Origin of the sequence: Pararcticibacter amylolyticus (assembly GCF_003130405.1) — a bacterium.
GTDB classification, from domain to species: domain Bacteria; phylum Bacteroidota; class Bacteroidia; order Sphingobacteriales; family Sphingobacteriaceae; genus Arcticibacter; species Arcticibacter amylolyticus.
Genome location: NZ_QEAS01000003.1, coordinates 151,161 through 171,335, shown reverse-complemented (window position 1 = coordinate 171,335; position 20,175 = coordinate 151,161). Strand labels below are relative to the sequence as shown.

14 protein-coding genes are annotated in these 20,175 nt (G+C 45.2%); 12 read left to right on the top strand and 2 right to left on the bottom strand.

All coding sequences use genetic code 11. The annotated features are described in order from the left end of the window. Nucleotides 1-42 precede the first annotated feature (42 nt). The 12 genes from DDR33_RS05185 to DDR33_RS05130 all read left to right on the top strand — a co-directional run bounded on the left by DDR33_RS05185 (nt 43) and on the right by DDR33_RS05130 (nt 18,437). Entirely contained in the window at nt 43-1,878 is a 1,836-nt protein-coding gene (locus DDR33_RS05185) for a sodium:solute symporter family protein (protein ID WP_109414705.1), read from the top strand. 33 nt (nt 1,879-1,911) lie between these two features. Further along, entirely contained in the window at nt 1,912-2,613 is a 702-nt protein-coding gene (locus DDR33_RS05180; protein WP_238387674.1) for a GDSL-type esterase/lipase family protein, read from the top strand. Between the two features lie 4 nt (nt 2,614-2,617). After that, on the top strand, nt 2,618-3,295 hold the full coding sequence (locus tag DDR33_RS05175; RefSeq protein WP_109414704.1) for a GDSL-type esterase/lipase family protein: 678 nt from the start codon (nt 2,618-2,620) through the stop codon (nt 3,293-3,295). A gap of 35 nt (nt 3,296-3,330) precedes the next feature. Next, nucleotides 3,331-4,272: a DUF4434 domain-containing protein gene (locus DDR33_RS05170; protein WP_109414703.1), complete on the top strand. Its 942-nt coding sequence runs from the start codon at nt 3,331-3,333 to the stop codon at nt 4,270-4,272. Nucleotides 4,273-4,274: 2 nt separating this feature from the next. Beyond that, nucleotides 4,275-5,465, top strand: coding sequence for an AGE family epimerase/isomerase (locus DDR33_RS05165; protein ID WP_109414702.1), 1,191 nt, complete (start codon nt 4,275-4,277; stop codon nt 5,463-5,465). 484 nt (nt 5,466-5,949) lie between these two features. Further along, entirely contained in the window at nt 5,950-7,140 is a 1,191-nt protein-coding gene (locus DDR33_RS05160) for a copper amine oxidase (protein WP_109414701.1), read from the top strand. A gap of 156 nt (nt 7,141-7,296) precedes the next feature. Further along, nucleotides 7,297-10,500 carry a SusC/RagA family TonB-linked outer membrane protein gene (locus tag DDR33_RS05155; protein ID WP_109414700.1) on the top strand — a complete coding sequence of 1,068 codons (3,204 nt, stop codon included), beginning with the start codon at nt 7,297-7,299 and terminating at the stop codon, nt 10,498-10,500. 44 nt (nt 10,501-10,544) lie between these two features. Continuing rightward, complete coding sequence (locus tag DDR33_RS05150; protein ID WP_109414699.1) at nt 10,545-12,173, top strand: RagB/SusD family nutrient uptake outer membrane protein; 1,629 nt, start codon at nt 10,545-10,547, stop codon at nt 12,171-12,173. A gap of 17 nt (nt 12,174-12,190) precedes the next feature. Next, the gene (locus DDR33_RS05145) at nt 12,191-13,879 is read left to right on the top strand and encodes a DUF5018 domain-containing protein (protein WP_109414698.1); all 1,689 of its coding nucleotides are present in this window, start codon (nt 12,191-12,193) and stop codon (nt 13,877-13,879) included. Nucleotides 13,880-13,971: 92 nt separating this feature from the next. Next, entirely contained in the window at nt 13,972-15,366 is a 1,395-nt protein-coding gene (locus DDR33_RS05140; protein ID WP_109414697.1) for an alpha amylase family protein, read from the top strand. A gap of 21 nt (nt 15,367-15,387) precedes the next feature. After that, the gene (locus DDR33_RS05135) at nt 15,388-16,848 is read left to right on the top strand and encodes a calcineurin-like phosphoesterase C-terminal domain-containing protein (RefSeq protein WP_109414696.1); all 1,461 of its coding nucleotides are present in this window, start codon (nt 15,388-15,390) and stop codon (nt 16,846-16,848) included. Nucleotides 16,849-17,027: 179 nt separating this feature from the next. Beyond that, nucleotides 17,028-18,437 (top strand): DUF5009 domain-containing protein, encoded by a 1,410-nt coding sequence (locus tag DDR33_RS05130; protein ID WP_109414695.1) that lies wholly within the window; start codon nt 17,028-17,030, stop codon nt 18,435-18,437. An 80-nt stretch (nt 18,438-18,517) separates the two neighbouring features. Here the strand turns inward: DDR33_RS05130 and DDR33_RS05125 are convergent, their stop codons facing one another. Further along, complete coding sequence (locus DDR33_RS05125) at nt 18,518-18,754, bottom strand: hypothetical protein (protein ID WP_109414694.1); 237 nt, start codon at nt 18,752-18,754, stop codon at nt 18,518-18,520. Nucleotides 18,755-18,803: 49 nt separating this feature from the next. Further along, the coding region (locus tag DDR33_RS05120; protein ID WP_109414835.1) for a COG3014 family protein at nt 18,804-20,175 on the bottom strand (1,372 nt) is incomplete at its 5' end.

Genomic DNA, 20,175 nt, shown 5'->3' with positions numbered 1-20,175 from the left:
AAATTCCACTGAAGCAAATTTTAAAGCACCAATAAATTATATATGTCATTAAGCATACTTGATATCTCTGTTATTCTGATATACATCTGCGGCCTGGTTGGTCTTGGCTTTTACATTTCAAAGAAAGCCTCAAAAGATCTTCAATCCTACTTTCTGGGAGGCAACCAAATGAAATGGTATTACCTCGGGCTGAGTAATGCCTCAGGGATGTTCGATACTTCAGGAACCATGTGGACGGTCAGCATCCTTTTTATTTATGGATTGAAAAGTGCCTGGATCCCCTGGCTGTGGCCCGTATGGAACCAGGTGTTCATTTTTGTCTATCTCGCTGTCTGGATGAGGCGATCAGGAGTAATGACAGGAGCTCAATGGATTACCTTCCGGTTTGGCGATGGCAAAGGGGCTAAATTATCCCACATCATCATTGTGACCTTCGCCGTTATAAGCGTCATCGGTTTTATCGCCTACTTTTTTGAAGGGATCGGTAAATACTGTACGTCCATACTTCCATGGGACCTGAGTACTGATATTGCCGGATATCATTTAACATCTGAACGTGCCTATGCTCTTATTGTCTGTTTGCTGACCACTCTTTATACCGTTAAAGGCGGGATGTACAGTGTCGTGGCAACAGAAGTGCTCCAGTTCTTCATTATGACCATTGCCTGCTTTTCCATTGGATATATTGCCTATACATCCGTATCGGCAGAGCAGATCAGGGCTGTGATTCCTCCTGGATGGAGTGATCTTTCTTTCGGATGGAACCTGAATCTGGACTGGACCAATACGCCTGTTCCGAATGTGAACGATAAGATCGACTCCGACGGATTTGGCATGTTCGGGCTTTTGTTCATGATGATGCTCTTCAAAGGAATCTTCGCCTCTATTGCAGGCCCGGTTCCGAGTTACGATATGCAGAGGATCCTTGCCGCCCGTACTCCGTCTGAAGCTGCGAAAATGAGTTTCAGCACAATCCTGGTGATGTATATCCCCCGTTATCTGATGGTGGCATCGTTTGCAGTTCTGGGCCTGGTCTATCTCGGGCCTGAAATGGGAAAGATGGGAGGTAATATTGACTTTGAGAAAGTGCTTCCTCTTACCATTAATAGTTTTGTTCCTTCCGGTCTTAAGGGACTCATCCTTGCCGGTTTCCTTTCTGCATTTATGGGAACTTTCGCTGCTTTCGTAAATGCAGCGCCGGCATACATCGTAAATGATATTTATAAAAAATATATCAATCCCCATGCACCAAATAAAACCTATATCAGGCTGAGCGTATTGTCGTCCACATTGCTTGTCCTGGTTGGTATAGTCTTTGGCTTTAATGCTTCTTCTCTTACCAAACTGACGTTGTGGCTTACCTCTGCACTTTACGGAGGATATGTAGCAGCAAATGTTTTAAAATGGGTATGGTGGAGATTTACAGGCAACGGATATTTCTGGGGGATGCTCTTCGGACTGATCGCATCAACTGCAAAATTGTTTTTCTTCCCGGAGATTGTCGATATCTATGTCTTCCCGGTCATATTATTTTTCTCTCTCGCAGGTTGCATCATTGGGACCTTTATTGAACCTCTGCCCAACCGCGAGGCGGTGAAGGAGTTTTACCGGAAGACGCGCCCATGGGGTTTCTGGGGGCCGATTAAGCGGGAAGTAATGCTGGAAGATCCCTCATTCGTACCCAATAAAGACTTCAGCCGCGATGCATCCAACATACTCGCCGGCATTGTGTGGCAAATGGCCCAGGTAGTTATTCCAATCTACTTTATGATCAGGGAGAATACACAAATGGTGATATGGTCTGCTGTCCTCATCATCACAAGTGTCTGGCTGAAGAAATTCTGGTGGGATAAATTAAAAGAAGCAGATGCTGAGTAATTTTTCAATGGAACAGACCAATCAATATTATTTATGAAGATATCATTCCATATTCCGGGTCTGAGATTTGCAGGTATGCTCTCACTATTGTCTGTTTTTACAATATCGGCCTATGGGCAGGATAGCATCATGGACAGCAGTTACCTGAACTCTCATTACAATCAGCGTCTCGCTTTCTTTAAGCAGATGCCTCCGCAAAAGAACGAGATCATTTTTTTGGGGAACAGTATCACAGAAGGGGGTGAGTGGCAGGAATTAATACCGGGCAAGGCTGTCCTGAACCGGGGAATAAGCGGCGATGTCTCTTTCGGGGTATTTGCACGTCTTGATGAAATAGTAAGTTCAAAACCTTCTAAAATATTCATCATGATAGGGATAAATGACCTGAAGCGGGGTATTCCTTCCGCCATCATATTAAACAACTATTCCAGGATCATTTCTTTTATAAGGGATAAATCGCCCAAAACACAGGTGTTCCTTCAAAGTATCCTGCCGGTTAACAAGTACATGCTGGGAGATTCCTATAAGAAGATCACTACAGAGAAGATCAATGAACTGAACAGTGGCCTGAAGCAGCTTGCGGAAGAGAGAAATCTCCGGTATCTCGATGTTCAGAAGGTATTTAAAGATGGAAACGGACTTCTGAAAAAAGAGTTTACCCTCGACGGGATCCATCTGCGTTCATCAGCGTACATCTTGTGGGTAAAGTATCTGAAAGAAGTTAAAGCACTCTAGCATCATGAAAAGATTAAACATATTATTGGCTCTTTTTTCCTTGCCGGCATTCTCTGCTTTTAGTCAGGAAGCAAAGATCGACAGCAATTATACCAACTCGCATTACCAGCAGAGAATGGAGTTCTTTAATAAAATGCCTCACCGCAAAAATGAGATCGTTTTCCTTGGTAACAGTATAACCGAACATGGCGAATGGCAGGAACTCATTCCAGGTAAACCGGTCATTAACCGGGGGATCGGGGGAGATAACACATTCGGGGTATTAGCCAGGCTGGACGATATTGTAGCAGCGAAGCCTAAAACGATTTTCTTGCTGATAGGCATTAACGATCTGTCGAGAAAATTGCCCTACGATGTCATTATCCGGAATTACCGCCGGATAATAGCAAAAATAAAAACGGGGACACCCAAAACGACCCTTTATATCCAAAGTATACTACCCCTGAACAGCAGTATGACAACAGCCCCTTATCTGCAGGGCCGTAATCCAATGCAAATGGAGCTGAACCGGATGATAAAGGAACTTTGTGCAGAAGAAAAGCTGACCTACATAGATCTTCACCCTCTGTTTGAGGATGAGAACAAGGAACTTAAAAAGGAATTAAGTATCGATGGTATTCATCTCAAGGCAAGTGCCTACATCATGTGGGTGGAATACCTGAAGAAGATGAAGTATTTATAATACAATCTCATTAACCACTAAAACGGATTATTGAAATGAAAATAACAGGCACTTTCCTCGACGAAATATCTCATGATATTCCTCACCAGAACTGGGGGAGGGAGGAGTGGGACCGTGACTTTGCTCATATGAAGGCTGTCGGAATTGATACGGTCATCATGATCAGAAGCGGGTACAGGCGGTTCATCACGTATCCATCTGCATATCTTCAGAATGAATTCGGGTGTTATAAACCACCGGTCGACCTCGTGGAGATGTTCCTGCAGCTTGCTGTTAAGCATGAGATGAAGTTCTACTTCGGTTTGTACGACAGCGGGCATTACTGGGATACCGGCAACCTGATACACGAGATTGACTCCAACCGTTATGTGATCGATGAAGTCTGGAAACAGTACGGGCACTATAAAAGCTTTGGAGGCTGGTATTTAAGTATGGAGATCAGCCGCCGGACAAAAGGTGCCGTTGAAGCATTCAGAACTCTCGGCCTCCAGTGTAAAGGCGTCAGCGGAGGCTTGCCTGCCTTCATCTCTCCCTGGATCGACGGAAAAAAAGCAGTAATGGCGGCTTCTTCTGAATTGTCGAAGGATGACTCTGTATCTATCAAAGAGCATGAGCGTGAATGGAGCGAGATCTTTGACGGTGTCAGGGGCGCAGTCGATGCTGTTGCGTTTCAGGACGGCCACATCGACTATCATGAGCTCGATGCGTTTTTTGAAGTCAATAAAAAGATGGCCGACCGCTACGGAATGAAGTGCTGGACGAATGCCGAGACTTTTGACCGTGATATGCCCATAAAATTTCTGCCTATAAAATTTGAAAAGCTGAGATTGAAGCTGGAAGCCGCTGCCCGGGCTGGATATGATAAGGCGATAACCTTTGAATTTTCCCACTTCATGAGTCCGCAGTCCGCTTACCTGCAGGCCGGACATTTATATAACCGATACAAAGAATACCTTAAATCGTTGAATAATCAATAGGAATGATACAGTATAGTAATATGTACAGGGATGAGCTGTTTAACAACGTTCTTCCCTTTTGGACAAAGTACTCGAGAGACGAAGAGTGCGGAGGATATTTTACCTGCCTCGGCAGGGAAGGCAACGTTTATGATACCGATAAGTTCATGTGGCTTCAGGGACGCCAGATCTGGATGTTCTCGATGCTGTATAATAATGTAGAGAAGAAACAGGAATGGCTGGATATGGCCGAACATGGTGCAAAGTTCCTTCTCCAGCATGGGAGAGATAATGAAGGGAAGTGGTACTTTTCACTGAACCGTCAGGGGCAGCCCCTTGTTCAGCCCTATAACATTTTTTCGGACTGCTTTGCAGCCATGGGCTTCGGGGCACTGTCCCGCGCCAGTGGCAAAGGTGAATATGCAGAAATTGCCCGCGACACGTTTCACAATATCCTGAAACGGAGCGCCAATCCCAAAGGGCAGTATAACAAGATCTATCCCGGCACCCGGGACCTGAAGAACTTTGCCCTGCCGATGATCCTGAGTAACCTCTCAAAAGAGATAGAAGAAGTTCTAGGAAAGCAGGTCGTGACAGAGCTCCAGGAAGAGATCGTTCACGAAGTTCTCGAGGTATTCTATAAGAAAGACATCGGCCTTGCCCTTGAAAACGTTTGTCCTGACGGTTCTGTCAGCGATTCCTTTGAGGGACGCGTAGTGAATCCCGGTCATAACCTGGAAGCCATGTGGTTCCTTCTCGACATAGCCGTAAAATCAAACGATCAGGCTCTGATAAACCGGATAGTCAATATCTCTCTGGATATCCTGGAATATGGCTGGGATAAAGAATTTGGCGGTATCTTCTATTTCATGGATATCTACGGGCACCCGCCCCAGCAGCTCGAATGGGACCAGAAGTTATGGTGGGTACATGTAGAAGCACTGGTTTGCATGGCTAAATGTTATCAGCTTACGGGTAATGAAGCCTGTAAGAAATGGTTCGAAAAGCTTCATGAATACACATGGAACCATTTCCGTGACGAGCGGTACGGCGAATGGTTTGGTTATCTGAACCGCAGGGGAGAAGTTCTTCTTAACCTGAAGGGAGGAAAATGGAAGGGATGCTTTCATGTCCCCAGGGCGCTCTATCAGATCTGGCAGGTATTTGGGAAAGATATAAACACACATACGCCGGCCTCCGTCATCTCCGCATAAAGACCGGAAAGAATAGCCACAGATAATTTTGTGGCTATTTTTATATCCTGACCTTGCATATCTATCTCATCCTGTCTGTTTTCAGAACTTACCATACACGTTTTTATCTAAATAACCATAAGAGTTACATTGTCAGTGTATTATGTGCGTTGTTAATTCTTGATCTGTTTTGTAAATCTATTTTTAAAGACTTTAGTAATTAATAAAAAAAATTATTTTCTATTTTTTTATTTTAAAAATAATTTTTAAATTGCCTCTGCAGAAAGAAAACTAATATATGCTACCCTCGGGCTTCTTAAAAGAGGGAAAAAGACGTTGTCGTCTCTTTACGAACGTATATGTGATCCGGAGAGGAAAGTGAATATTCTTCACTGACCCAGTGAAATTGATAGCTGACTTACGATTTTAATTTTAATTAAGTACGTGATGTTCTGATGTTATTAATTTTTTTCAAATAGTATTTGTAGAAAATTTCGAATTAAATATGAAAATGAGATCATTTTTTATGGCTGGTCTGTTTTGTGCGGCCTCCTGCGTGAGTATTAAGGCGCAGGGAGTAGATGCCAAGTCTGTTTCTTCCATCCTTTCGTCGGCCCGCCAGGGATCAATAGTAAAGTTACCCGGCTTTTTAAGTACGGGCTTTAATGAAATTGAATATAAGAAGGTTATTCAGCCCGGCCCGCAGTTTATTATTTCCGACGATCCTGAGTATATCAAAGAGCCGGAGGCAATTGTACTGGAGGAACATGTTCAGCCAGGTTCAGTACGCCTGTATGTGTATAATGTCAACGGGGTGATCGAGCCCAATAAAATGGACAGAAAGATAACGGCAGTCATAAAGAATCAGGGGAAGGAAAACATGTCGGTACGTATGCTGAAGTATTCTTCGCAGCCTCCCAGTGCCAATTACTTCCAGATCGGAAAGCAGGGACTGGCAGATTTTTTTAATTCGGAAGTTACAGGAGAGGTCAGGATCGTTAAACCCGGAGAAGCTATTCCCATTGATAAACAACTGGAAAAGAATATAGTAAAATATGATGAGCTGGTTCACGGTTTCTATCAGTTTGTAGTGGACCAGCCGGCTTCTGTATATGTTTTACAAACTTCTCCCGGAGAGAAGGGCGAAGCCGCCCTTAAGCGGATCAAAAAGCTCATTCCCACAAGCCACATGAATGCAGGCAGAGGGCTCTTTCCGGTATGCAATTATAAGATCACAAATCCCGGACATGTTGTAGATACAAAAAGTGGTGTTGCACAACTTATTATAGCCGACGGTAATAATGATAAATGGATTCAGGGTACAGTGGGATCTGCAAAAGAATATGCTGAAAATGCCGGAAATTACGGAGTTTTTTATGACATAAATCTAAAGTGGAAGAGCACTGACGGCCGGGGGCTTGCTCTCGTCACATGGAATCCCAGATCGGCCGACAATAAATGGTGCGGCGCAATGGCGGCGACCATGGTTTTGCATTCTGGCAAGTACAAACAGGGTACTATTCAGTTACCGTCCGATGAGCTTGTAACAAAGTCCGATCCTGAAGCTGTCCTGATCCAGGTTTTTGAACCTGGAAAAAGCGGGGAGGAGCAGGAGATCAAATTTACTTATTCGCCTCCGGGAGCTTCCTGTCTGCCTACTCCTTTAGTGTTGATACCCATCGACTTAAATAAGTAATACCGAATATTTTAAAATCACATATTAATCCAGTTGACATATGAAAAGACATTATACATAGCTGAATTAATTCAGATGAAGAGAAAGGATGAGTGCCGGTAAGAATCAGAAATTAAATCACGAGTTCAATTAATTCTAATCTTTAAATCGTTTTTTATGACAGAATTTGTCTGTTTTTCTACAATCTCCCGTACACTGAAGCGACTGGTGCTTCTGTTGTCCGCAACCTTTGTTTATGGCTTTTCTGGTCAGGCGCAGAGTGTTGTAACAGGGAGAGTAAGCGATGGCTCGGGTGAGTCTTTACCCGGAGTAACAGTACTTGTAGTTGGTTCGAAGGTAAGCGCTGCTACTAATACGGAAGGTAAGTACAGAATCACAGCCGGACCGAAAGATATGTTGTCTTTTTCATTTGTCGGGATGAAAAAGAAAGAAGTAGCAGTTGGCGGAAGAACTGTTGTAAATGTCATTTTAGAGAGCTCTCTCGAATCGTTAAATGAAGTGGTGGTTGTCGGGTACGGTGTACAAAAGAAAGCTTCCTTATCCGGTGCAGTTTCATCAATAAAAGGAGGAGATTTGCTCAAGGGGCCGTCTACAAACGTTTCAAGTTTGCTGGGGGGACGGCTGCCGGGTATTTCTTCTGTTCAGGAATCCGGAGAACCCGGACTTGACCAGGCTGCCCTGAAGATCCGCGGATCAAATTATGCAGTGACTTACATCGTGGATGGAATGCCGCGTTCTATCAATGACATTGATCCGAATGACATTGAGAGCGTGTCAGTATTGAAAGATGGTGCCGCTGCAGCGGTGTACGGCTTGCAGGCTGCCGGGGGGGTAGTGATCATTACAACAAAAAAAGGCCAGTCCGGTAAGTTCTCCATAACCTATAATGGTTCGCAGGGACCGTCTCTGAATGCGAATTTTCCCGAGTTTATGGATGGCCCCCAGTTCGCACATTACTATAATATGGCGGATATGATGGATAAACTTGCCAACGGAACCATTACAAACAGGGACCAGTATACCCCCATATTTAAATGGGACGATGTCGAAAAGATGACCAATGGTGATCCTGATGACGGATGGGACAATGTAAACTACATTGATAAGGTGTTTGGAACCGGGGTAAACCGGAAACATAATCTCTCGCTTCAGGGCGGAAAAGACGATACCCGGTATTTTGCCTCTCTCGGCTACCTGGGACAAGACGGAAACATAGATAACTTCACATTTAAACGTTATAATTTAAGGACAAACATTTCTACAAAAGTTGCGAATAATTTCAACCTGGATCTTGGGGTTGCGGGCAATGTAAATCGCCGTAAAACGCCTGGTTTCGTTTCGGGGGGAACCGACGGGTCTCCTTACCTGGGAGAACAGGGATGGTTCTCAATTGCCAGGCAGGCAATCGGCATGCATCCATATCTGCCAGTTATGTATGACGGCTTGTATACAGGAGTCCCACCCAGAAATAACTCGGCAGTTCCCAATAGTCCCCTGGCGGCAATCAATGAGTCAGGGTACAAGAAAACAAATAGCCTGGATCTGCAAACAAATCTTTCATTGCAATACAATGCTCCCTGGGTAAAAGGACTCTTCTTAAAAGTAACCGGGGCATATGATTACAGTACGTCCTATAATAAGAATCTGGATACCTATTATTATGTAAATGCTGTAAAGCTGCCCGATGCTACTGAAAAAGGAAAGTTTATCAAGCTCCTGGACCCGCGGGGCAGAACATATAATTCCCTTGGTGAAGGACAATATTCAAGGCAATCGATCGTGGGGCAGGGAAGTATAGGCTATACTAACTCGTTTCTGAAGCATAATATTGATTTCCTGGCCTTAACGGAGATCCGGGACAGCAAATCTAATAGCTTATCGGCTTATGCAAAAGAGGTGGCGTTTCCCGAACTGCCCGAATTAGGACTGAACACTCCGGCCGATTCGCCGATAGGTGGCTGGAGCTCAAGGTCGCGCAGCCTCGGTTATGTCTTTCGTCTGAAGTATAATTATGATGAAAAGTACCTGGCAGAATTTACCGGGCGGTATGATGGATCTTATAAGTTTGCAGGAAATGTGGATGGTAAAAGATGGGGATTCTTTCCTTCCGCATCCGTTGCATGGAGAGCTTCGAAAGAAAACTTCATGGAAAAATTTACATTCATCGACGACCTGAAACTAAGAGCTTCAGTTGGTTTGCTGGGAAATGATAACGTCAGTGAATATTCATTCCTGAGCACTTATTCCTTCGGAGGTAAGATCCCGCTGAACGGGGCTTTGCAGAATTCCATGTATACAAGTGTTATTGCTAATCCCAACCTGTCCTGGGAAAAGACACTCTCGTACAATGCCGGTTTTGATCTGACCATGTTTAAAGGCCTCTTTGGAGCCGAATTTGATGTCTTCTATACACATACCTATGATATTTTAACGGGTATGTCAAGTGGATACCCGCCATCGATGGGGGGATATTATTTTACTTATGAAAATTTTAGCGGGACGGATGCTAAAGGTTTTGAATTGCTGTTAAAACACACCAATACCTTTAACCTGGCAGGTAAACCATTTAAATACAATGTGACTCCTAATGTCACCTACGCTGTCAGTCATTGGGTTAAATACCCTGATAGTCCCAACTCTCCTGAGATACAGAAAGTCACCGGAAAGAAAACGACCCTTATATCAGGTTGGGTAGCAGAGGGACTTTTCCGGTCGGAGGAAGAGATTGACAATGCCGCATGGTTTGACAGCCGTCCGAACCTGGGAGATATTAAATATAAGGATCTCAATGGCGACGGTAAGATCGACTATCAGGATCGCGGACTTATCGGGCGGAGTAACAGGCCGGAGCTTACCTATGGGTTAAACCTCGGCGGAGAGTGGAATGGTTTTGACTTCAATGCGCAGTTTACGGGAGGTGCCCTGTTCGACATTTCGATGACCGGCACGTACTATAACTATTATGATGATAATACCATCTGGACACAAACCTTCAAAGAGGGAGCGAACTCTCCTTTATTCCTGGTGGAAAATGCTTACAGCATCGATAATCCGAATGGTACTTTTCCGCGCATTACATTAAGCTCTACAACTCATGGCGGCGATAACGGGCTGGCTTCAACTTTCTGGTTCAGGAACGGGAGATATGTCAGGCTGAAATCGGCTCAGCTCGGATACAGCATTCCTAAGAAGATATTAAGCAAAATCGGCGTAGAGCGGTTCCGCCTGTTTGTCGAAGGGTCGAATATCTTCACCATCTCCGGTTTGCCGAAAGGAATTGATCCGGAATCTCCGGGGGTTAATAACGGGTATTACCCGCAGCAAAAGGTGTTTACCGGAGGGGTATCTCTCACCTTCTAGGAACGGGTAAAATTTAAAGGATGACCTAAAGACAAATTATTCACATGAAAAAGAATATATTAAAGACAGTTTTATTTGGCCTCGTTTTAAGTGCCGGAGCCTGTAAAAATTATCTGGATATCTCCCCTACGAATGCCGTTTCCGATAAATTAGTTTGGAGCAAGCTGGAGTATGCCGAACTAGCCGTCAACAACTTCTACCACGATATCAATTACTTCGGAAGCTTTGGCGACGGGCAGTCTGCTGCGGGCATGACGGAGGGCTTCACCGATATGCTGAAGTATTCGTCGATGACCTACAATGCCCTGATGTATATCCCTAATGAGCTGGCCTACGGAGGAAGTGTACTTACTCCCGGCTATGTTTCGGTGTATTTAGGCAACTGGGGAACCGTTTATGAAAAAGTGCGCCGCGTAAACGAAGCTCTGAGCAACCTGAAAAAATACAGCTCGTTTCCGGAAACAGAGTCGAAACGGCTGGAGGCTGAGATCAGGTTTTTCAGAGCACAGCTCTATTTCGACTTGCTAAAGAGGTATAAGGAGGTGATCATCTACGATGAAGATCTCACTAAAATTCAAAAAAATACTCCTTTAAGCACAGAGGCGCAGGGATGGGATTTTGTGAAGGCAGACCTCACTTATGCCGGTGAGAATTTAACGGACAGTAAAGTTCCCAACGGACGTGTGACCCGGGGCGCTGCCTATGCTTTACTTTCCCGCGCAATGCTTTATGCAGAGAAATGGGCCGATGCGAAAGCTGCGGCAGAAAAAGTAATGGCAATGGGTTATCAGCTTACCGGCAGCTATGCAGATGCGTTTAAAACCGGTAATTCTGAAGCAATACTGGAGTATGATTATAACAGCCAGGGGATCACACACAACTTTGATCTCAACTATTCACCCGGGGGAGACAGGGAAGGGATCGGTTCTTACGGAACGCCCACACAGGAAATGGTAGAATCTTATGAACTTGCAACCGGAGGTTTCCCAAACTGGTCAGAATGGCATAGTACAACCGGTACCACCAGCACTCCTCCTTATGCTAACCTCGAGCCTCGTTTTCAGGCTTCCGTATTGTATAATGGTGCACAATGGAAAGGCCGCACTATTCAGCCCTATGTCAGCGGTAAGGATGGCTGGGCAAGCTGGAAAGATGATGCCGTACCGGCAGGCCGCACTGTCACGGGGTATTACCTGAGAAAATTACTGGACGAAAGTATCGACCTCAGTAAAGACCCGTCCAGACAACCATGGATCGCATTGAGGTTAGGGGAGGTTCTGCTGAACTATGCAGAAGCGTGCTACCATACCGATAACGCTTCGGAAGCGAACAAAGCCGTCCGGCAGATACGGGCGCGGGTGAATTTACCCTATAGTGATAAAAGCGGCAGCGCCCTGCTTGCGCAGATCCGTCAGGAACGGAAGGTAGAGCTTGCTTACGAAGGCCAGTACTACTGGGATATGAGGCGCTGGAAGCTGGCACAAAGTGCCCTTACCGGCACGAGGGTACATGGCCTGAAGATCGTTAAAAACGATGATGGCTCCTTTACCTACAGCTATGTTGACTGCGATAAGGAGGACCGTAACTTCCCTGCTAAGATGTACCGGGTTCCGCTTCCAAGCTCGGAAATTATCAATAACTCAGCAGTAGCCCAATATCCTGAATGGAATTAATCTTTTGTCTTTAGAGTATGAAAAAGAGCTTCATCACAACCATTATATTTCTGGCCGGTGCGTTGTCTGCCTGCCAAAAAGCTGAATACGTTTTTCCAACGGATATGGGCCAGGGAATTACCAGCTTAACCGCTAAATTTACTTCAGGCCCTTATGTGGAACAGGAGGCCGTTAAATTTGATATTACAGACCCTGCTGCCACTAAATATGTGATACCTGTGCCATGGTTTTATCCTGAAAACAGTGATAATGAAACAACTCCGTATATGACGGCCATGAAGGTTCAGGCGGCCCTTGCCAACAATTGCAGGATAGAACCTAATCTGAGTATCCTGGACCTGACAAAGGAAAATGCCTTCACCGTAACAGAAGCTGACGGCGAAAAGAGGACCATCTATATTTCGGGCCAGCGAACGAAATCAGATAAGAGCAGCATTACATTTTTTTCAATAGAATCTGCGGGAATTACCGGTTTAATTGACCAGAGCAGGAAAACCATTTCCCTGATTACTATTGACGATCTGTCATCGGTGGATGTGGACGTTTCCCTCTCTCCGCATGCTACAATTTCACCTTCACTGAAAGGGATAGATCTGAACGGGCCGGTGCAGGTGACCGTTACTGCCCACAACGGAACCACCAAAACTGTCTATACCGTCGAAAAAACGGCACCAACCAAGATTAGTTACGGGTTCAGAAAGGGGTCAGAGACAAATTTATTCAATATCGACCTGGCAACGCTTAATCTTGCCGGTACGAAACCGACGCTGGCTGCAATTGGTAATTACCTGGTGGTCTCTTCCGGTGACGGCTCTGCTCCTAAGTATTTCAACAGAAGCACTGCCAAACCTTTAGGCAATATTGTCCTTGGCGCTGCCAAAGGTGATGGAAGTGTTGCAAGTGATGCTGCCGGCAATATGCTGATCACTGATATGGCCGGTGCAGGTGAAACGCTTAAGATCTACAAGACGAATTCCGTTTCATCGGCTCCGCAGTCATTCATCTCCTGGAGCAACAGTTCCGGCTTCCCGCTCGGTTCTAAGGTTGCCATACAAGGCAATTTAAATGCAAACGCCCTGATTATTGTTACCTGTGAATCTACATCTGCTTCAGCGGCAAATAAATTCGTCAGATGGGTGGTAACAGGGGGTGTGCCGGGAGCTGCCGAAGTAATAGAAGCAAAGGACGCAGATGCCTGGCTGGCCGATCAAAACGGGACTAAAGTAGTTTCCAGGTCGACTGATCCCGCAGATGGTGCATTCCTGGCCTTTTATAATGGAGCTTCGGGGTATTCTAATACGTTGAAGTTCCTCGACGGCCGGACCAACGCAGTAAGCAAAAGTCTAGGCGAGCAGGTGTCTGGAAACGGCTGGGGGCTGAATAATAACGCACTTGATGCAAAGGAGTTTAACAATGCAAAATATCTTGCCTTGTATACCCCGAGCTATTTTCCTAACTGGGGCTTATATCCGGGACTTTACCTGTATGATGTTACAGGCACTTCGAACTTCAGCGGCAATATTGATAAATCGCCTGCGCTTCAATTCAGTGCACAGGTCAACGGGTTTGGTGTCGGCAATTCAGGAGGACGCGGAGATGTATTAATTGCTCCGACTGCTGATGGGTATAAAATGCAGGTGTTTGTAATCGATTATAGCGTCATGACATTGTCGTGTTACGAGTTCGACTGCGTGGACGTAAAATAGTTTTCCTGCTTCAGGAGATGCTCCCGGACAGGGAGTATCTCCTTTTAAATTAAATGAACCACTGTTATCAAATTGTTAAACTATACGAACATATGGATCGCAAGACCTTTTTAAAAATAGCTGTCACTACAGGCCTTTGGGGGCTTTATTCCTGTAAAAAAGACGAGCACAAAGCGATAGACTGGATTTGGGATAAAAAATCGGACGACGAAGGAACGGAGAAACCGAGATATATCTGGGTAGATGCAGCTGCTAATTTTCCCGACTATGCCAACAGTAAAGAGAATATTGCTCGTGACCTGAAGAAGCTGAAAGACTGCGGGATCACAGATGTAGTGGTGGACGTGCGCCCCACAATGGGTGACGTACTCTTTTCGACATCAACAGTAGCGCAGGTACAGAAATTGGATGTATGGTCGGATTCCGGGTATAATTTTCATGAAAGGACCGTCACCTGGGATTATCTTCAGGCGTTCATTGATTCCGGGCATGCGCTCGGCTTGAAGATACACGCCGCGATTAATGTGTTCACCGGTGGTAATGCATATTCATATGGCCTGGGAAGCCAGGGAATGTTATTCCGGGAGGAGTCTAGAAAAGCTTGGGCGACTACCTTGAACCTGCAGTCGGGATTAACTAATGTGCTGGATCTTACTTCGGAACAGGATCCTTCGAACTCCTATGGTACCAAATTCCTGAATCCTTCCAATGATGATGTCCGGGCGTTTTTGCTGAATCTCATAGGGGATCTCGCAAAATATAATGTAGATGGGATATTTCTCGACAGATGCAGGTTCAATGATTTTCAAACCGACTTCTCAGAAACCTCAAAGAGAAAATTTGAACAATATATCGGCGAGACAGTAAACAACTTTCCCAATGATGTCATAATTCCGGGAACATCTTATTCTCAATTACCCTCTACGCCGCCAAAGTATTTTAAAAAGTGGCTGGAATTCAGGGCTAAAACTATTCACGATTTTATGGTGGATGCCCGTCAGAAAGTAAAATCTGTGAATTCGAAAATTCAGTTTGGAGTGTATGTCGGCGGCTGGTATTCTACCTATTATGATGTCGGTGTAAACTGGGCGAGTCCTAAATATAACACTGCTCAGTATTATCCGGCCTGGGCGAGCCCCGAATACCGAAATTTTGGTTATGCTGATCATCTCGACTTTATGCTTATCGGCGCCTATGGGGCGGTAGACAGGATCTATGGCTCTGGAGAATGGTCGGTCCAGGGATTTTGCAGCACTGCAAAAAATGTCACAATGGGCGATGTTAAGGTCGCCGGGGGCCCCGACGTCGGCAATGCACCTGGCTGGGAGAATGGCAATCAGGGAGCGGCAGTTGCCAGTACGGTAGATGCAGCCATTAATGCCTGCGACGGGTATTTCATCTTTGACCTGGTACATGTAAAGAAATTCGGCTATTGGGATGCACTCAAGACGGGTATAGATAAATACCTGGCCGCCATTAAAAAATAGGTATTCCCTGGAGTGCATGGTATGAGAACTAAATTAAGCCGAAGCATTTTATTGGTATGTACCTGCCTGATATCGCTCGTATTTGCCGGTGAACCGGGAGGGGTTAAGCCGGTTAAAGGAAAGGTGATCTGTTCGGGCAGGGGCGTACCCGGAGTGGTCGTTTCTGACGGCTTTGATTGTGTAAAAACGCGTGATGACGGATCTTTTGTGATCTCCGTTCCGCCTGACCGGAGGTTTATACAGATTTCTGCCCCTTCAGGCTACGTGGTTCCGGTTGATCAGGGAACCATTCCACGCTTTTATCAGGAGATAAAACCGGATCGCGATTCTTTGTATACTTTCTATCTCCGGAAAAACCCAAAGGACGACAGCCGGCATGTGTTTTTTGCCCAGGCGGATGTTCAGGTGACCAAACCATCCGAACTTCACTTGTACGAATCTCTCCTCGAGGACTGCAGACAGCTGGCTGGAGATTATAAGGATCAGGATCTCTTTGGCCTGGACTGTGGTGATATCGTGGGGGACATGCCTGAGTTGTTTCCCGGCTATATCAAAGCATGCTCCAAACTTCAGTATCCAATTTACCGGGCAATCGGCAATCATGATATGACGTATTACGGGCGGACCCACGAAACCTCTGAGCAGACTTTCTCCGGGTATTTCGGCCCTGCCAACTATTCATTCAATAAAGGAAAGGCACACTACATTGTGATCAACGACAATTTCTTTATTGGAAGGGATTATTTCTATATGGGATACGTGGACGAGAAGACTTTTCACTGGCTGGAACAGGACCTTGCACAAATCCCTGAAGGAAGTCTCGTTTTTCTCGTCATGCATATCCCCTCGCAGCCCGAAAAAGAAAAACAGGCATTTAAGTACGATTATACGTCAATAGCTGATCAGGTGGTCAATGCACGTGCCTTACACAACCTGCTCCGGAGTTTCAATACGCATATTATCTCCGGGCATATGCATAGTAACTCGAACTTGAATTATACCGGCAGCCTGATGGAGCACAATACAGCTGCGGTGTGCGGTACCTGGTGGAAAGCTGATGTATGCATAGATGGAACTCCCCGCGGATATGGTGTATATGAAGTGGACGGGGATCAGGTACAGTGGTATTACAAGAGCTTTGGTTTTGATAAAAAGCATCAGATGAGGGTATATCCGGCAGGCTCGTCAGCAGAACATCCTTCAGATATCATCGTCAACGTATGGAATTATGATGAACGTTGGAAAGTTGAATGGACAGAAGGGGGGAAACTGGCAGGTAAAGCGGAAAAATATACCGGATATGATCCTTATGCATCTGCATTGTGCGCCGACAAACAGAAAATGGAATACGATTGGATCAGTCCGGCGCTGACCAGCCATTTATTTAAAATAAGGCCTGGAAACCCTGGCAGTAGGATAGAAATAATTGTAACCGACCGGTTCGGGAATATCTACAGGGAGAAAGCAGATCGGCAGAAGTAAAGGTATGGAACAAAAAAATTGACAATCCTGCTGAAGTGAGGTATTGTTTTAGGAACTACATGACAGGTGACCTGAAAAATAACGCGGGACTGCCCGCTTCGCCTTTCAGGATAGACCGGTTTGACAAATAATAAACACGCAGATTAATAATAAAGGACAATCGCTGCTTACAGTTAAATATGAATAATCAACAAAGTATAACAACACGCTCTCAAAGCCTGGATGCCTTAAGGGGAATATCGATCCTTTTGATGGTACTGTCCGGAAGCATTGCTTTTGGCGGGGTTCTCCCTGGGTGGATGTATCATGCTCAGGAACCGCCTCCGCACCATATTTTCCGGCCCGAATTGCCCGGCATCACCTGGGTGGACCTTGTTTTTCCGTTTTTTCTTTTCTCAATGGGTGCCGCAATACCCCTGGCTTATAGTAAAAGGATGCAAAAGGGAGAACCTAAATGGTCTATGGTAGGCCATTCCTGCGGGCGATTCCTCCTTCTTGCTTTTTTTGGGCTGTTTCTTCCTTATGCTAATTCCCGCCTGTTATCGGCGGGAACTGAGACCACTGTTTATGGTTGTCTTTTATCCTTGTGTGCTTATGCTTTTCTGTTCCTGGTGTATTGCAGATGGGGCGGAAAATGGCAGCTTGTTATCAAAGCTGTATTGATCGGCTTGGGATTGATATTTTTCTGGCTGTATCCGTTCAGCGGAGGAGGTTTTAATACTTCCAACAGCAATATCATCATCATTTTACTGGCGGATATGGCTTTATTCGGCGGTATCCTGTGGGTGTTTACCAGCGCGAATCCTTTAATAAGAATAGGAGTTCTTCCATTTATTATGGCCGTTCTTCTTGCAGGAAATACCAGTGGTACCATAAATTCCTATATTTTTAATTTTACTCCGGCACCATGGTTGTATCAATTTTTCTATCTCAAATACCTGTTTATAATCATACCGGGAACCATAGCAGGGGACTGGATGTTAAAACACATCACGGAGGGTAAAACTTCATCAGGAGGACATTCTGCATATCCCACGGCATTCCTGCTGGCAGGGATCATTATCTCCAACGTAGCTTTCCTTTATCTACGATGGCTTTTTCTTAATTTGAGCATCACTCTCTTGCTGGGTGGGATACTGATTTTTCTGTTCAGAAAGGCCGGGTATTTTAGCCGGACGAGCTTAATCTTTGGTAATTTTCTAAATGCTGGTTTGTATCTTCTGCTGCTAGGCTTGTTTTTCGAGGCCTACGAAAATGGGATAAAGAAAGATCATTCAACTTACAGCTATTATTTTGTTTGTTCCGGACTGGCTTTCCTGGCTCTTCTCCTTTTCAACATGCTTGAAATGAAAAAAGCATTTCCCGAAGTTTTCAAATGGCTTTCAGATACCGGGAAGAACCCGATGATAGCTTATTCTACGGGAAGTCTTTTTCTGATCCCGCTCCTTAAGCTGACCCGCCTCGATGTCTTTATCGACCAGTTGAACAGCAATGCAGCGGAGGGCCTGCTCAGGGGGATTATTTTTACGTCGGTCGTCTCGGCAGTCACGGTGTTTTTCACAAGGAAGAAGCTGTTTTGGAGGACCTGAAGTTGTACCTGAAAGAACTGTTCACCCACTATCTTCCCTTTGGAGAGAAGGTACTAAAGGTTAAGAAATGCGAAGGATATTTAGAAATTAAACCGCTCGATTCTATCTGCCAGCATATGAAGAATATGTTCACTGACAGAACCCGTGTTTTTGCATACGTGAAGCAATCCGCGTGAATCAGGTTCAAAACTGGCAATGAAATTACCTTCTTTAAATACTTCAAATTTGCACTGGTTATTGTCGTCGTGGGCATAATCGACAATCTCGAAGGGAATAGTTGCGTTCCCTTCCTGAATTTCTATCCTGAACTTTTCCATAGGCTCGTATACTAACACATTAATGCATATAAGCCGGTATTGTTTGAAATTACTGTCTCAGGGAAGCATAATTATAAAACACCATCCTGCCATTTCCTTCTATGCTGACAGTTTTTGTCTCTTCGCTGCCATTAGGGCCGCGCAGTTTAATAGTGACTTCATTCTTTCCCTTTTGGAGCGGGATCCTGGCGTAGTAAATAGAAGAGGGGAGGGTCTGCCAGTTTCGGGTATCGGCTTTTTCTGAAAACAGGCTGTACAGGTCAATAGCTGCCGCAATTCCTTCTCTCAGCTCCTTGTTCTTTTTAGAGTCATCGTCTTTTCCCCGGATAGCCAGCTGGGCGGCTTTCTTTACAGCCATCCTGCTTAAGGCCGTCGACATTTCCTTCACAAAACGCTGACGTAAGGTGGCCGTAGCGAGCTCGTTTATGTCTTCCGCCTTCTCTGCAAATACGCTGTCATTTTTGCTGCTGATACAGGCGGAAACATAGTAGTTGGGCCGTGCTGTATATTTTGGAAAAGCAACCCTGAAATTATTGAGGTCTCCGGCATCCAGGTGACTGGCATTAAAACTGACGCCGGTGTCAAACGGAATGTTATTGCCGTTCATGTCGACAAAGAAATACCCGGCACTACCTTTTGTGAGGCTGAAAAAGAAGTCCTGCTGATCCTTTACAGGCGCCATTCCATTTTCCCAAAAGACTATTAAGGAGCCGCCTTCAGACGCCTTTTCTGCTTTGTATTTTGTCTTAAAGAGTGCTTCGAACCGCCCGACCTCATCCGTGAACCCGTTGGCCGCCGCCGTACGGAGTACATCTTTTTGCAGCTGAACCGGGATCTTTATGCCGTAGTAAGTCTGGTCTTTATCATTCAGGTACACTTCTGCCGCGTTCCGGTAAGCTATGAACGCATTGTTCATATCAGATGCCGATTCATAGATCAAACCCTGAAGCATAAAGGAGAACGCATCTTTTGAGTAGCGGTTGCTCTTATCATTAAACTTGTCAGATTGCTGCTGGTTTTGGAGTGTTATCCGCCGCGCTTCTACAATGGCTTCGTCAGTTTGTCCAAGATACAGGTAGTTCAGCGCCTTGTAGTAATGGATCATGATCCTTTCGAAATCCTCTCCCTTATACCGTTGCATCATTGGATTGACGAAAGTACCGGCAAGTACGTCTCCTGTGCTGGTCCTCACCTCCTCCATGAACTTATCTGCCTCGTTGAAGTAGTAATTGCTCGTGTCATAAAGCGCCAGAGAGTGAGCAATACGGCCTTTTTCAAGAAAATAAAGCAGTTTGTTTCTTGATTTGTTCAGCAGTTTGTTTTTATCCAGTTCCGTGTTGGCCTTCTCGTAATCTCCTGACGAGACAGTGGAGTAATATTTGCTTATCTGCTGGTTGTAAGTAGCACATCCGCTGATAAGC

Excerpts from the sequence above, each read along its gene's own strand:
- DDR33_RS05155 (WP_109414700.1), top strand. The coding sequence starts at position 7,297 with ATGACAGAATTTGTCTGTTTTTCTACAATCTCCCGTACACTGAAGCGA.
- DDR33_RS05150 (WP_109414699.1), top strand. The coding sequence starts at position 10,545 with ATGAAAAAGAATATATTAAAGACAGTTTTATTTGGCCTCGTTTTAAGT.
- DDR33_RS05140 (WP_109414697.1), top strand. The coding sequence starts at position 13,972 with ATGGATCGCAAGACCTTTTTAAAAATAGCTGTCACTACAGGCCTTTGG.
- DDR33_RS05180 (WP_238387674.1), top strand. The coding sequence starts at position 1,912 with ATGAAGATATCATTCCATATTCCGGGTCTGAGATTTGCAGGTATGCTC.
- DDR33_RS05185 (WP_109414705.1), top strand. The coding sequence starts at position 43 with ATGTCATTAAGCATACTTGATATCTCTGTTATTCTGATATACATCTGC.
- DDR33_RS05160 (WP_109414701.1), top strand. The coding sequence starts at position 5,950 with ATGAAAATGAGATCATTTTTTATGGCTGGTCTGTTTTGTGCGGCCTCC.
- DDR33_RS05125 (WP_109414694.1), bottom strand. The coding sequence starts at position 18,754 with ATGGAAAAGTTCAGGATAGAAATTCAGGAAGGGAACGCAACTATTCCC.
- DDR33_RS05145 (WP_109414698.1), top strand. The coding sequence starts at position 12,191 with ATGAAAAAGAGCTTCATCACAACCATTATATTTCTGGCCGGTGCGTTG.
- DDR33_RS05170 (WP_109414703.1), top strand. The coding sequence starts at position 3,331 with ATGAAAATAACAGGCACTTTCCTCGACGAAATATCTCATGATATTCCT.
- DDR33_RS05175 (WP_109414704.1), top strand. The coding sequence starts at position 2,618 with ATGAAAAGATTAAACATATTATTGGCTCTTTTTTCCTTGCCGGCATTC.
- DDR33_RS05135 (WP_109414696.1), top strand. The coding sequence starts at position 15,388 with ATGAGAACTAAATTAAGCCGAAGCATTTTATTGGTATGTACCTGCCTG.
- DDR33_RS05130 (WP_109414695.1), top strand. The coding sequence starts at position 17,028 with ATGAATAATCAACAAAGTATAACAACACGCTCTCAAAGCCTGGATGCC.
- DDR33_RS05165 (WP_109414702.1), top strand. The coding sequence starts at position 4,275 with ATGATACAGTATAGTAATATGTACAGGGATGAGCTGTTTAACAACGTT.